This window comes from Duganella sp. Dugasp56 (genome assembly GCF_047304105.1).
GTDB classification, from domain to species: Bacteria; Pseudomonadota; Gammaproteobacteria; order Burkholderiales; family Burkholderiaceae_D; genus Rugamonas; species Rugamonas hordei.
Genome location: NZ_JBGLYQ010000023.1, coordinates 1 through 14,055, shown reverse-complemented (window position 1 = coordinate 14,055; position 14,055 = coordinate 1). Strand labels below are relative to the sequence as shown.

Below are 14,055 nucleotides of genomic sequence, written 5' to 3'. Positions count from 1 at the left end.
ACTTTCAGGCCTGCGGCTGGTCGGTCACCAGGCAGACATCGCCCTGCCAGTGGATGTAGCCCAGCGACTTGATATGCCATTTGACCACGCCCGGTTCGATCTCGTCCTGCGAGGTCTGCACCGGCGTTTCGAAGCGCACTTCGGCGGCGTACTCCTGCGTGTATTGCAGGATGCCTTCCTTCACGCCCTGGCTCAGCATCACACGCCACGGCAGCGGATTGTCGTTGTCGTTACGGGTGTTAAACCGCAAATACACTTGTACTTTTTCCATTTTTTCCTCAGCGCACTGGCCAGATGGCAGCGCCGCATGATACAACCTGCCCCCCTCCCGCGCAAGTTCGGCACGGTTGGCGCCGGTGCTATAATCCGCCGCCGACGGGCGCGGCATCGGGCGCCTCGGCTTCTACAGGACAGATCAACATGGGTAGCATAAACGTCGCGCAACTGGGCAAGGCCTACAAACAATACCCGACCCGCTGGTCGCGGCTGCTGGAATGGGTGACGCCCTTCCTCGGCCAGCGCCACCGGCTCAAGTGGGTGCTGCGCGACATTAACTTCCACATCGCCGCCGGCGAGTCGGTGGCGCTGATCGGCGTCAACGGCGCCGGCAAGAGCACGCTGCTCAAGCTGATCACCGGCACCGCCCAGCCGACCACCGGCACCGTCAGCAGCGCCGGCCGCGTGGCCGCGCTGCTGGAACTGGGCATGGGCTTCCACCCGGACTTCACCGGCCGCCAGAACGCCCTGATGGCCGGCCAACTGATCGGCCTGAGCGTCGAGGAAGTCACCGCGCTGATGCCGCAGATCGAAGCCTTCGCCGAGATCGGCGACTATATCGACCAGCCGGTGCGCGTGTATTCGTCGGGCATGCAGGTGCGCCTGGCGTTCAGCGTCGCCACCGCCGTGCGGCCGGACATCCTGATCATCGACGAGGCGCTGGCCGTCGGCGACGTGTTCTTCCAGCAGAAATGCTTCGACCGCATCCGCGGCTACTGCCAGGCCGGCACCACGCTGCTGTTCGTCTCGCACGCGATGAACGCCGTCTACTCGCTGTGCAACCGCGCCATCCTGATCAGCAACGGCGGCATCGCCCTCGACGGCACGCCGCGCGCCGTCATCGACCTGTACAACGCCCACGTGCTGGCGCTGCGCGACGGCCACCTGGCGGCCGGCGCGGCGGTCGGCGCGCCGGCGCCCGCGCCGGCGGCGGTGGCGGAAGCGGCGCCTGAGGCGGCAGCGGCGCTAGCGGCACCGGCAGCGCCGGCGCCGGTCGCCGGCTCGTTCGAACACGGCGGCGCCCGCATCGACGCGGTCGGCCTGTACGTCGACGACCAGCAGGCCGCCACCGTCATCAGCGACCGCGTCGCCACGGTGCGGGTCGACAGCCGCTTCGCCCAGGCCTACGCCGACCCCCACATCGGCTTCCAGATCCGCAACGCGCGCGGCGAGGCGGTGTTCATGACCAACACCTATTGCATGCGCCAGACCATCGGCCCGGTGCGCGCCGGCGAATCGGTGCGCGCCGAGTTCTCGTTCAAGGCCAGCCTGGCGCCCGGCGACTACACCATCACCGCCGGCGTGGCCGAGGGCGGCGCCGGCGACGGCGACTTCCGCCAGACGCTGACCCGCCAGCAGGATGCCGGCGCCTTCACCGTGCTGCGCAACCTGGACGCCATCGTCTGGAGCGGCGTGTGCAACCTGGATCCGATCTGCGAACTGCAGCGCCAGGCGCCCGCTTTGTAAATACGTGTAAATCGCACACAGCGAAGTCCGGCCGCCGCGGCCGTTCGCGCTATAATCGCCGGTTTGCCGCACTGCCGCGGCCCCTCTCAGACCCTACGTATGGACTTACTGCTCACCACCTCCCAGTCCCTGCTGCTGCTCGACACCGACAGCGGCCTGGCGACCAGGCTCGATTCCGGCCGCGGCCTGTACTACGGCCTGGCGCGCGAGGGTGACCATTTGTATGTCGCGGCCCGCAACCGGCTGGTATCGTCCGACGTGCCCCCGGCCGACGAGCGCGGCGAAATCCTGATCTTCGACCGCCACTTGCAGCCCTGCGGCAGCCTGCGCGCGCCCTTCCCGCTGCGCGACCTGCACGAGATCGCCTGGCACGGCGGCAAGCTGTGGGCCACCGCCTCGCACGACAACCTGATCGCCGTCTACGACGGCAGCAACTGGGAGCAATGGTATCCGCTGGGCGGCCCCGGCGTCGGCGACCAGAACCACCTGAACTCCTTCATGTTCGAGGACGGCCTGGTGTGGATCCTGGCGCACAACCGCGGCCCCAGCGAACTGCTGGCGTTTTCGCTCGAGACGCGCGAGCTGGTGCGGCGCCAGATGCTGGGCAACTGCGGCCACAACATGTGGCGCGAGGATGGCGAACTGCTGACCTGCTCGTCGGCCGAGAGCCGGCTGCTGGGCGAGCGCGGCTTCGTGCTGGAAACCGGCGGCTTCCCGCGCGGCGTGGCCTTCGACGCGGCCAGCCGCTGCATCGGCGTATCCGGCCTGCTCGAACGCAAGGCGCGCGACTTCAGCAGCTGCAAGGTGCTGGTCACCGCGCGCGACTGGACGCCGCGCCACCAGATCACGCTCGACAACGAGGGCCTGGTGCTGGACCTGATGCAGCTGCCGGCCGGCTTCGGCCTGCGCGAGCCGTCGCTGTGGCAGCGCCTGGCCGGCGCGCTGGCCGGCCGCGCGCCGGCCCCGGCCCAGGCCGCGCTGCGCTTCACGCCGCGGCCGCCGACGCTGGACTAACCGGAAAGCGTCGTGCCGTCCTTACAACTGGAAACATTTTCTGATTAGCAGGATAGCAATATCGACAAGGGGGCCGTGATATACTGCCGCCATTGCCAATTGCCTGATCCGGCGCCGGCGGCCGATCGCGCCGCCGTCCCGCATTCCCTATGAAGATTTCCCTGTTTTCGCCGTGTGCGGCCGTGAGCGCCCGCGCATGATTTCCCTGACCATGTTCAGCAGCGTCTGGCGCTACCGCGGCTTCGTCCTCGGCAGCATCAAGCGCGAATTCCAGAGCAAATACCGCAACTCGCTGCTGGGTGCGGCCTGGACCGTCCTCAACCCGCTGGCCATGATCGTGGTCTACACGGTGATTTTCTCGCAGGTGATGGGCAACCGCCTGCCCGGCTCCGGCTCGCCGTTCGCCTACAGCATCTACCTGTGCGCCGGCGTGCTGACCTGGGGCCTGTTCGCCGAGATCACCAGCCGCAGCCAGTCGGTCTTCCTCGAACACGCCAATCTGATCAAGAAACTGCAGTTCCCGCGCCTGTGCCTGCCGCTGATCGTCGTGCTCAACGCGCTGATCAACTTCGCCATCATCTTCGGCCTGTTCAGCGTGTTCCTGGTCTTGTCGGGCAACTTCCCCGGCTGGATCTACGCCGCGCTGCTGCCGGTGCTGCTGCTGCAGATCCTGTTCGCCATCGGCCTGGGCATGATATTGGGCGTGCTCAACGTGTTCTTCCGCGACGTCGGCCAGTTCTTCACCATCCTGCTGCAGTTCTGGTTCTGGTTCACGCCCATCGTCTACCCGGTCGCCACGCTGCCGGCATCGGTGCGCGAGCTGCTGGTGTGGAACCCGATGGCGGCCGTCGTCGTCGCCTACCAGGACATCCTGGTGCGCGGCCAGGCGCCCGTCTGGGGCAGCCTGCTGCCGGTCACCGTGCTGGGCCTGGGCTGCTGCGCGCTCGGCCTGCAGCTGTTCCGCAAGCGCGCCGGCGAAATGGTGGACGAGCTCTGATGGGCGCCATCCTCGTCAAGGGATTGGGCAAGGCCTACAAGCAGTACGGCAACCGCTGGGGCCGGCTGGCGGAATGGGCGCTGCCGGGACTCGGCGCGCGCCACCGCCTCAAGTGGGTGATCGAGGACGTCAGCTTCCAGCTGGCGCCGGGCGAGGCGGTCGGCATCCTCGGCGTCAACGGCGCCGGCAAGAGCACGCTGCTCAAACTCATCACCGGCACCACCACGCCCACCACCGGCAGCGTCCACCTGGGCGGCCGCGTGGCCGCGCTGCTGGAGCTGGGCATGGGCTTCCATCCGGACTTCAGCGGCCGCCAGAACGCCTACATGGCCGGCCAGCTGCTGGGCCTGACCATGGCCGAGATCGACGCGCTGATGCCGGAGATCGAAGCCTTCGCCGACATCGGCGACTACATCGACCAGCCGGTGCGCGTGTATTCGTCCGGCATGCAGATGCGGCTGGCGTTCAGCGTGGCCACCGCCAGGCGCCCCGACGTGCTGATCGTCGACGAGGCGCTGTCGGTGGGCGACGCCTATTTCCAGCACAAGAGCTTTGAACGCATCCGCGAATTCCGCCGCCAGGGCACGACCTTGCTGATCGTCAGCCACGACCGCGGCGCGATCCAGTCGATCTGCGACCGCGCGCTGCTGCTCGACGGCGGCCGCCTGGCCTACCAGGGCACGCCGGAACAGGTGATGGACTACTACAACGCGCTGATCGCCGAACGCGAGGGCGCGAGCTCGACCATCGACCAGACGGTGACCGCCGACGGCCGCACGCAGACCACCTCGGGCAGCCGCGAGGCGGTGGTGTCGGCCATCGCGCTCGAGGATGAGCACGGCGCGCCGCTGGAGATGGCCAACGTCGGCGCCGCCGTCACGCTGCGGATCCGGGTGCAGGTGCACGCCGACCTGCCGCGCCTGGTGCTGGGCTATATGATCAAGGACCGGCTCGGCCAGCCCATGTTCGGCACCAACACCCACCACATGCGCCAGGTGCTCGAGCACGTGCGCGCCGGCGAACAGCTGGAATTCCGCTTCAGCTTCCCGCTCAACCTCGGCCCCGGCAGCTACTCGGTGACCACCGCGCTCACCAGCAGCGAAACCCACCTGGCCAACAACTACGAATGGCGCGACCTGGCCTTCCTGTTTATCGTGATGAATATGAACCGCAACGAATTTGTCGGCAGCAGCTGGCTGGAACCGGCCGTGCAGGTGCTGCGGTGAGCGCCGGCTTCTACCGCGCCTTCGAGGACCGCTACCGCGGCACGCGCGAGGTGATCAAGCAGCGCCTGGCGGCCTACCAGCCGTTCCTGGCCATCGTGGCCGCGCAGGCCGCGGCCGCCGCCCGCCCCGCCACCGCGCTCGACCTCGGCTGCGGCCGCGGCGAGTGGCTGGAACTGCTGGGCGAACAGGGTGTCGACGCCCGCGGCGTCGACCTCGACGACGGCATGCTGGCGGCCTGCCGCGAGCGCGGCCTGGCCGCCGAGCACGCCGACGCCGTGGCCAGCCTGCGCGCGCGGCCGGACGACAGCCTGGACCTGGTGTCGGCCTTCCACCTGGTCGAGCACATCCCGTTCGACGTGCTGCAGACGCTGATCGCCGAGGCGCGCCGGGTGCTGCGCCCGGGCGGCCTGCTGATCATGGAGACGCCCAATCCGGAAAACCTGTCGGTGGGCGCGACCAGCTTCTACCTCGATCCCTCGCACGAGCGCCCGCTGCCGCCGCTGCTGCTGGGCTTCCTGGCCGAGTATTCCGGCTACGCGCGCCAGCGCACCGTGCGCCTGCAGGAGGCGCCGCGGCTGCACGGCGACGCCGACGTCGGCCTGATCGACGTGCTCGAAGGGGTCAGCCCCGACTACGCCATCGTGGCGCAGAAGGCGGGGCCGGCGCCGCTGCTGGCGCCGTTCGACGCGGCCTTCGCCCGCCCCTACGGCTTTGCGCTGGGCGACATGGCGCAGCGCTACGAACAGCTGCAGGCGCGCCGGCACGCCGAGCTGCACGGCGCGCTGGCGCGCCATGACGCCGAGCTGCACGGCCTGAACCAGGGCCTGGCCGGCCTCAACGACGGTCTGGCCGGGCTCAGCGACGGCCTGACCGGGCTGGCCGGCCACACCGCCGCGCTGCGCGCGCGGCTGCCCGGCATCGACGCCGAACTGGCGCAGCTCGAACAGCGCGCCGGCCGCGGCGAGGCCGCGCTGGACGCGCTGGCGGCGCGGCTGGACCAGGCGCAGGCGCGCGCCGAGGCCGCCGACGCGCGCGCCGACGCCCACGCCCGCCACGTGGCCGAGCTGCTGGCCAGCAGCTCGTGGCGCATCACCGCGCCGTGGCGCATGGCCGGCCACTACGCGCACCGGCTGCGCGGCGCGCTGCGCGAGGGCCGCGTGCTCAGCGGCGTCAAGCGCCGCCTGCGCGGCCCGCTGCTGGCGCTGATGCGCGCCGCGCTGCGCCGGCCGCGCGTCAAGCGCGCCGCGCGCGCGCTGCTGCGCTTCAGCCCCTCGCTGCAGGCGCGCCTGGCCGGCCTGCTGCAGCAGTCGGCCGCCGCCCAGACCGTGCTGCCGGCCGAGCCGCCGCAGCCGCCGGGCGACATGTCGCCGCGCACGCTGCGCCACTACCGGAATCTGAAATCATCGCTAGAGACGAGAAAACACTGATGCGCATAGTCATCGATTTGCAGGGGGCCCAGTCGGAGAGCCGTTTCCGCGGCATCGGCCGCTATTCGCTGGCGCTGGCGCTGGGCCTGGCCCGCAATGCCGACCCCGGCCGCCACGAGCTGTGGCTGGTGCTCAACGGCGCGCTGGGCGATTCGATCGCCGACCTGCGCGCCGCCTTCGACGGCCTGATCCCGCAGCAGCGCATCCGCGTGTTCGACGTGGCCGGCCCCGTGGCCGAGCACGACACGGGCAACGGCGGCCGCGCGCGCGCCGCCGAACTGGTGCGCGAGGCGGCCATCGCCGCGCTGCGGCCGGACGCGGTGCTGGTCACCAGCCTGTTCGAAGGCTATGTCGACGACGCCGTCACCTCGGTCGGCAGCTACGCCGGCGCCGAGCGCACCGCCGTCATCCTGTACGACCTGATCCCGCACCTGAACCCGGCGCGCTACCTGGGCTCGCCGGCCCAGCGCGCCCACTACGAACGCAAGATCGCCTCGCTGCGGCGGGCCGGCCTGGTGCTGGCCATCTCCGACTACTCGCGCCGGGAAGGCATCGACGCGCTGGGCTTCGACGCCGCGCGCGTGGTGTCGATCTCGACCGCCGTCGACGCCTGCTTCCGGCCCGCGCCGCCCGACGCGGCCGCGCTGGCGGCGCTGCGGGCCCGCTTCGGCATCGTGCGCGAGCTGGTGATGTACGCGCCGGGCGGCTTCGACGCGCGCAAGAACATCGACGGCCTGATCCAGGCCTACGCGCTGCTGCCGGCCGCGCTGCGCGGCGGCCACCAGCTGCTGGTGGCCAGCAAGATCGGCGAGCAGGACCGCGCCGCGCTGCTCGACTGCGCGCGCCGCGCCGGCCTCGCGCCGGACGAGCTGATCCTGACCGGCTATGTCAGCGACGATACGCTGATCGCGCTGTACCGCGCCGCCGCGCTGTTCGTGTTCCCGTCGCTGCACGAGGGCTTCGGCCTGCCGGCGCTGGAGGCGATGGCCTGCGGCGCGCCGGTGATCGGCGCCGACAACACCAGCATCCCGGAAGTGATCGGCAGCGCCGACGCGCTGTTCGACGCCGGCTCGCCGCAGGCGATCGCCGACAAGATCGCCGCCGTGCTGGGCGATCCGGCGCGGCTGCAGGCGCTGCGCGAGCACGGCGCGCGCCAGGCCGCGCGCTTCTCGTGGGACGCCAGCGCGCAAAAGGCGCTGGCCGCGCTGGAGGCGCACGCCGAACGGCTGGCCGCCGCCGCCGCGGCGGCGCCGGCCGCCAGGCCGAAGCGCCGGCTGGCCTTCGTCTCGCCGCTGCCGCCCGAGCGCACCGGCATCGCCGACTACGCGCTGGAAATCCTGCCGGCGCTGACGGCCCATTTCGACATCGAGCTGATCCTGGCGCAAAGCCGCTGCACGCTGCCGCCGGCGCTGGCCCACCTGCCGCAGCGCAGCGTCGACTGGTTCCGCCAGAACGCCGGCCACTACGACCAGGTCATGTACCAGTTCGGCAACAGCCCCTTCCACAGCCACATGTTCCCGCTGCTGGCCGAGCATCCGGGGGTGGTGGTGCTGCACGATTTCTTCCTCAGCGGCGTGGTCTCGTACGACCAGCTCAGCGGCGCCGTGCCGGGCGCCTGGGCCGAGGCGCTGTTCCATTCGCACGGCTACGCGGCGCTGCTGGCCGGCCAGGCGCCGGACGGCGTCGAGCAGGCCAAGGACAGCTATCCGTGCAACCTGGCGGTGCTGGAAAACGCCACCCGCGTGATCGTCCATTCCGAATACTCGCGCACGCTGGCGCGCCACTGGTACCACCCGCAGGCGGGCGGCGACTGGAGCGTGGTGCCGCACGCGCGCGCGCTGGCGCAGCGGCATGACCGCGCCGCCGCCCGCGCCGCGCTGGGCATCGCCGCCGACGCCTTCGTCGTGTGCAGCTTCGGCTTCATCGCGCCGACCAAGCTGACGCAGGAGCTGGTGCGGGCCTGGACCGCGTCGGCGCTGCACGCCGACCGCGACTGCGAGCTGGTGCTGGTCGGCGCCAACCACGGCGGCGGCTACGGCGCCGAACTGAGCGCGCTGATCGAGGCCGCCGACGCCGGCGGCCGCATCCGCATCGCCGGCTGGACCGACGATCCGGTCTACCACCTGTACCTGCAGGCGGCCGACGCCGGCGTGCAGCTGCGCAGCACCTCGCGCGGCGAGACCTCGGGCGCGGTGCTGTACTGCATGAGCTACGGCGTGCCGACCATCGTCAACGCCAACGGCTCGCTGGCCGAGCTGCCGGACGATGCCGTCTGGATGCTGGACGACCAGTTCAGCCAGGCCGCGCTGGTCGACGCGCTGGAAACGCTGCGCCGCGATCCGGCGCGCCGCGCGGCGCTGGGCCAGGCCGGCCGCGCGCTGCTGGCGCGCGACTACAGCCCGGAACGCTGCGCCGCGCTGTACGCCGAGGCGGCCGACCTGGCCTGGGCCGAGCAAGCGTCCAGCCCGCGCGCGCTGGCGCCGGCGCTGGCGGCGCTGCCGCAACTGCCCACCGACGACGCCTACCTGCAGCAGCTGGCCGCCACCATGGCGCGCCTGCCGGACCTGCTGGCGCCGCGCCAGCTGCTGGTCGACGTGACGGCGATCGCCCGCCACGACCTGAAGACCGGCATCGAGCGCGTGGTGCGCACCCAGCTGCTGGAACTGCTGCGCCGGCCGCGCCCGGGCTGGCGCGTCGAGCCGGTCTACCTCAGCGACGAGGGCGGCCACTGGCACTACCGCTACGCCCGCCGCTACGCCTTCGGCCTGCTCGGCATCGAGGCCGCCCACGCCAGCGACCCGGTGGCCGACGCCGGCGCCGGCGACGTCTTCTACAGCGGCGACTCGTCGCCGGCCGCGATGATGGCGGCCGCCGCCCAAGGCCTGTACGGCCACTGGCGCGCGCGCGGCATCAGCGTCAACTTCGCGGTGTACGACCTGCTGCCAGTGCTGCATCCGGAATTTTTCCCCGCCGGCGCCGACGCCGGCCATGCCGCCTGGCTGGCCGTCGCGGCCGCCAACGCCGACCGCCTGATCAGCATTTCCGACGCCGTGCGCCAGGACCTGCGCGCCTGGCTGGCGCAGCACCCGGTGCCGTCCGGCCGCGTGCCGGCGCTGGAGGTGCTGCACCTGGGCGCCGACATCGACGGCGCCTTGGCGGCCAAGGCCGTACCCCAGCCTTCCGAGGCCGCCCCGGCGGTGCCGGGCGCCGACGACGCGCCGACCTTCCTGATGGTGGGCACGATCGAGCCGCGCAAGGGCCACCTGCAGGCGCTGGACGCGTTCGAGCAGCTGTGGCGCGACGGCGTGGCCGTCAACCTGGTGATCGTCGGCCACGAGGGCTGGACCCCGCTGGCCCAGCACGAGCGCCGCACCATCCCGCAGATCGTGCGCCGGCTGCAGCAGCACCCGCAGCTGGGCCGCCGCCTGTTCTGGCTCAAGGGCATAGACGACGCCCAGCTGCTGCAGGTTTACCAGTCCAGCGACTGCCTGCTGTTCGCCAGCGAGGGCGAAGGCTACGGCCTGCCGCTGATCGAGGCGGCGCGCTACGGCCTGCCGGTGCTGGCGCGCGACCTGCCGGTGTTCCGCGAGGTGGCGCAGCAGCACGCGCACTACTTCAGCGGCATGGACGGCGCCGCGCTGGCCGCCGCGCTGCGCGACTGGCTGGACTTGCAGCGCGCCGGCCGCGCGCCGGCCTCGACCGGCATGCGCTGGATGAGCTGGGAACAGAACGCGGCGGCGCTGCTGGCGCTGCTGGCAGCGCCGCAGGCCTGACCTGCCTTATCCGCCTTATACATCAACACCTATCCCATCGGACCCTATGCTTCAGACCCAAGACCCCATCGTTGCCGTCGTCATCCCCAGCTACAAGGTGACCCGCCACATCCTCGGCGTGCTGGCCCGGATCGGCCCCGAAGTGCAGCGCATCTACGTGGTCGATGACCGCTGCCCCGACAGTTCCGGCGACTTCGTCGAAGCCAACAACCTCGACCCGCGCGTGACGGTGCTGCGCCATGCCGAGAACCAGGGTGTGGGCGGCGCCGTGATGAGCGGCTACCAGGCCGCCATCGGCGACGGCGCCACCGTCATCGTCAAGGTCGACGGCGACGGCCAGATGGATCCGTCGCTGATCCCGGCCTTCATCGCGCCCATCCTGGCGGGCGAGGCCGACTACACCAAGGGCAACCGCTTCTTCGACCTGGAGCAGATCGGCAGCATGCCGCCGATGCGCCTGTTCGGCAACGCCATGCTGTCGCTGCTGACCAAGCTGTCGTCCGGCTACTGGGACCTGTTCGACCCGACCAACGGCTACACCGCGATCCACCGCGACGCCGCGCGCCACCTGCCGTTCAGCAAGATCAGCCGGCGCTACTTCTTCGAGACCGACATGCTGTTCCGCCTCAACACGCTGGGCGCCGTGGTGCAGGACGTGCCGATGGACGCGGTCTACGGCGACGAGGTCAGCAACCTGAAGATTTCCAAGATCATCACCGAGTTCATGGCCAAGCACGTGCGCAACTTCTTCAAGCGCGTGTTCTACAACTACTATCTGCGCAATATGTCGCTGGCCTCGATCGAGCTGCCGCTGGGCGCGCTGCTGCTGGTGGCCGGCACCGTGTACGGCGGCCTGCACTGGATCGACTCGGCGCGCGCCGGCGTGCCGACCGCCGCCGGCACCGTCATGCTGTCGGCCATGCCGATCCTGATGGGCACCCAGCTGCTGCTGGCCTTCCTCGCCTACGACATCAGTTCGGTGCCGCGCCGCCCGCTGCAAAAGCGCGGCCTGCCGGGGAGCCGCCGTGCTTGAGTCCCTGCGTCCCCGCCGCCTGCCGCGCCCCTCGCCCGCCACGCTGTTCCTGAGCGCCCTGCTGCTGGTGCTGGCCTACCTGGCCTTGCGCAACACCGGCCAGTACCCCAGCGTGTTCGGCGACGAATGGTCGTACAGCACCTACACCCGGCTGACCAGCTTCCGCGACGCGCCGGTGCCGTCCTACCTGTACTACACCGCGTACCGGCTCACCAGCAGTTGCGGCGACGGCTTCCTCGAATGCGCGCGGCTGCTCAACGCCGTGTTCCTGGTCGGCGCCGCGCCGTTCATCTACCTGATCGCCCGCCAGTACATGGCGCGCCGGCTGGCGATGGTGGTCGCCGTGCTGGCCGTGCTGATGCCGTGCAACACCTACACCGCCTACTTCATGCCCGAGGCCATGTACTACTGGGGCTTCTGGCTGTTCAGCTGGAGCGTGCTGCGCGCGCGCGGCCGCGCCACGCCGCGCTCGGTGGCGCTCAGCGCCGCCCTGCTGGGGCTGCTGGCCATGGTCAAGGTGCACGCGCTGTTCCTGCTGCCCGGCTACCTGGTCTACCTGGTGTACTGCGCGTTCTCCCGCCGTGGCGCGACCGGCGCCGGCGGCTGGCTGCGCCAGGCGCTGACGCTGGTGGCGGTGGCGCTGCTGGCCGCCGCCGCCGCGCGCTTCGCGGTCGGCTACCTGTACGCCGGCCGCAACGGCCTGTACCTGCTCGGCACCGTCTACGCCAACCAGGCCCAGACCCGGCCCGCCGTCTCCGAGCTGATCAAGCTGGCGCTGTTCAACCTGCAGGGCCACCTGCTGACGCTGGCGCTGCTGTTCGGCCTGCCGCTGGCGGCGGCCGCGCTGCAATGCACCAGCCGCCGCCAGCGCGGCGTCGAGGCGCCCGGCAGCGGCACGCTGCTGGCCTACGCGGCGCTGACCTTGCCGGCGCTGGTGGCGATGACGGCGATCTTCACCGCGCTGGTATCCGGCGCCGGCACCGAGAGCAACCTGCGCCTGCACATGCGCTACTACCATTTCGCGCTGCCGCTGCTGCTGATCCTGGCCGGCGCCCAGCTGATGCCGTCGCGCCCGGGCCCCGGCTGGCGCCGCAAGCTGGTGGTCGGCGCGCCGCTGCTGCTGATGATGGCGGCGGCCTACTTCACCATTCCTGCGGCCTACACCGCCAACCACATCGACAGCCCGACGCTGTTCGGCATGAGCAGCAACGACACCGCCTACCCGCTGCTGGCGGCGCTGGGCGCGCTGTCGGTGCTGGCCTGGATAGTGCGCGGCCGCTGGGGCGCGCGCCTGTTCATGTTCGTCTACGTGCCGGCGCTGCTGGCCGTCGGCGGCACCATCGTCAACATCCACGCCCGCCATTCGCAGCGGGCGGACGCCTACGTCAAGGCCGGCATCTACGCGCACCAGTACCTGAGCGACAAGGAAGCGGCGCACCTGACCGTGGTCGGCGGCGACATCATCAGCCTGTTCAAGACCCGCTACTTCCTCGACAACGTCGGCACCGAGGTGCTGCAGCTGGCGCCGGGCCAGGCCATCGACCGCGCCAAGCTGCCGTATCCGAACGGCTGGCTGCTGGTGGTCGGCGACTATCCGCTGCCGGACGGCGCGGTGCGCCACAGCGGCCAGCGCGAGTACACGCTGGCCCGCCTGAAGCAGCCGGGCAGCCGGCGCCACCAGTTCTCCGACATCGAGGACGACGGCCTGCACAGCAGCGGCCTGTCGGCCATCGAGGACTGGGGCCGCTGGTCCGAGGGCGGCACCGTGACGCTGAAGTTCGACCAGCCGCTGCCGCGCCAGCTGCTGCTGCGCCTGGACGTGGCCGGCTACGGCCCGAACACCGGCCTGGACTTCCAGGTCAGCGCCGGCGGCCAGACGCTGCCGCTGCGCGCCGCCGCCCGGCACGAGCTGCGCGAGCTGCGCTTCGACACCGACGGCAGCGTCGACGCCATCGTCATCAAGGTGCCGCAGCCGACCTCGCCAAAACAGATGGGCGCCGGCGACGACCAGCGCCAGCTCGGTCTCGGCCTGTACAGCCTGGAAGTGATCGACGCGGCCGCCAAGCCCTGAGGCTTATTTGCTGGTGATGACGCAGAGCTGGTAAGGCAGGTAATTGCGGCCGATGTAGGCCGCGTAGATGCGGCAGCCGGCCGCCTCGTCGAGCTTGAGGCCGTGGCGGGCCAGCGGCTCGGCCGCTTCGGCGCGCGCCGCGCTGTCGGCCTGCTCGCCCTGGCGCCGGCGCTCGGCGCGCGGCTTCTCGGCCGGATCCTGCTGCGCCGAGGTCAGCAGCACGTAGTGCGCGCCGTCGCGCGCGGCCAGCATGGCCGCCACTTTTTCATCGTAGGCCGGCGACGCCGGGAAGCCCCCACCCACCGACGCGAACGCCAGCGTGGCCGGGAAGCCGGCCGTGTACCAGCCCACCGGCGCCTGCGTGGTCAACACCATATTGCGTTCCGGCTGAGCCAGCACCGGCGTCTGCACGCGGAACGCCTCGGCGTTCCAGCGCGCGCGGCCCCAGTGCGGGGTCGGCAGCGCCAGCAGCACCGCCAGCAGCACGGCGCCGCCGGCCACGCGGCGGGCCGCCGGCGGCGCCAGCAAGCGGTGCGCCAGCAGCCACAGCACCAGCGGCGCCAGCAGCTCCAGCGGCACCAGGTAGCGGTAGATGCTGAACAGCGCCTGCCAGCCCAGGTAGGACAGCACGAAGAAGACCAGCACCAGGCGCAGCGGCGGCGGCAGCGGCGCCGCGGCCTGCGCGGCGCCGGCGGGGCGGGGGGCGCCCCCCCCCCCCCCCCCCCCCCCCCCCCCCCCCCCCCCCCCCCCCGCGCCCCCCCCCCCCCCCAC

At 71.3% G+C, this 14,055-nt stretch carries 9 protein-coding genes and 1 pseudogene; 8 read left to right on the top strand and 2 right to left on the bottom strand.

The features are described from left to right. Nucleotides 1-4 precede the first annotated feature (4 nt). Complete coding sequence (locus ACCD07_RS17080) at nucleotides 5-271, bottom strand: hypothetical protein (RefSeq protein WP_413448035.1); 267 nt, start codon at nucleotides 269-271, stop codon at nucleotides 5-7. Nucleotides 272-420: 149 nt separating this feature from the next. On the opposite strand from ACCD07_RS17080, the gene ACCD07_RS17075 reads away from it, so the two are divergent. The 8 genes from ACCD07_RS17075 to ACCD07_RS17040 all read left to right on the top strand — a co-directional run bounded on the left by ACCD07_RS17075 (nucleotide 421) and on the right by ACCD07_RS17040 (nucleotide 13,284). After that, nucleotides 421-1,743, top strand: coding sequence for an ABC transporter ATP-binding protein (locus ACCD07_RS17075; RefSeq protein WP_413448034.1), 1,323 nt, complete (start codon nucleotides 421-423; stop codon nucleotides 1,741-1,743). A 99-nt stretch (nucleotides 1,744-1,842) separates the two neighbouring features. After that, nucleotides 1,843-2,757, top strand: coding sequence for a hypothetical protein (locus tag ACCD07_RS17070; protein ID WP_413448033.1), 915 nt, complete (start codon nucleotides 1,843-1,845; stop codon nucleotides 2,755-2,757). A 196-nt stretch (nucleotides 2,758-2,953) separates the two neighbouring features. After that, nucleotides 2,954-3,754, top strand: coding sequence for an ABC transporter permease (locus ACCD07_RS17065; protein ID WP_413448032.1), 801 nt, complete (start codon nucleotides 2,954-2,956; stop codon nucleotides 3,752-3,754). Beyond that, nucleotides 3,754-4,980 carry an ABC transporter ATP-binding protein gene (locus ACCD07_RS17060; protein ID WP_413448031.1) on the top strand — a complete coding sequence of 409 codons (1,227 nt, stop codon included), beginning with the start codon at nucleotides 3,754-3,756 and terminating at the stop codon, nucleotides 4,978-4,980. The genes ACCD07_RS17065 and ACCD07_RS17060 overlap by 1 nt, the downstream gene beginning before the upstream one ends. Then, nucleotides 4,977-6,407, top strand: a complete 1,431-nt coding sequence (locus ACCD07_RS17055; RefSeq protein WP_413448030.1) for a class I SAM-dependent methyltransferase — start codon at nucleotides 4,977-4,979, stop codon at nucleotides 6,405-6,407. The genes ACCD07_RS17060 and ACCD07_RS17055 overlap by 4 nt, the downstream gene beginning before the upstream one ends. Further along, a complete protein-coding gene (locus ACCD07_RS17050) occupies nucleotides 6,407-10,180 on the top strand; it encodes a glycosyltransferase (RefSeq protein ID WP_413448029.1) in 3,774 nt (1,257 codons plus the stop codon). Before ACCD07_RS17055 ends, ACCD07_RS17050 begins: the two co-directional genes overlap by 1 nt. A gap of 46 nt (nucleotides 10,181-10,226) precedes the next feature. Continuing rightward, nucleotides 10,227-11,213: a glycosyltransferase family 2 protein gene (locus tag ACCD07_RS17045; protein WP_413448028.1), complete on the top strand. Its 987-nt coding sequence runs from the start codon at nucleotides 10,227-10,229 to the stop codon at nucleotides 11,211-11,213. Further along, nucleotides 11,206-13,284 carry a DUF7024 domain-containing protein gene (locus ACCD07_RS17040; RefSeq protein ID WP_413448027.1) on the top strand — a complete coding sequence of 693 codons (2,079 nt, stop codon included), beginning with the start codon at nucleotides 11,206-11,208 and terminating at the stop codon, nucleotides 13,282-13,284. Before ACCD07_RS17045 ends, ACCD07_RS17040 begins: the two co-directional genes overlap by 8 nt. A gap of 3 nt (nucleotides 13,285-13,287) precedes the next feature. Here ACCD07_RS17040 and ACCD07_RS17035 read toward each other — a convergent pair. Beyond that, nucleotides 13,288-14,055 (bottom strand): annotated as a pseudogene (locus ACCD07_RS17035) (hypothetical protein); the annotation flags it as partial.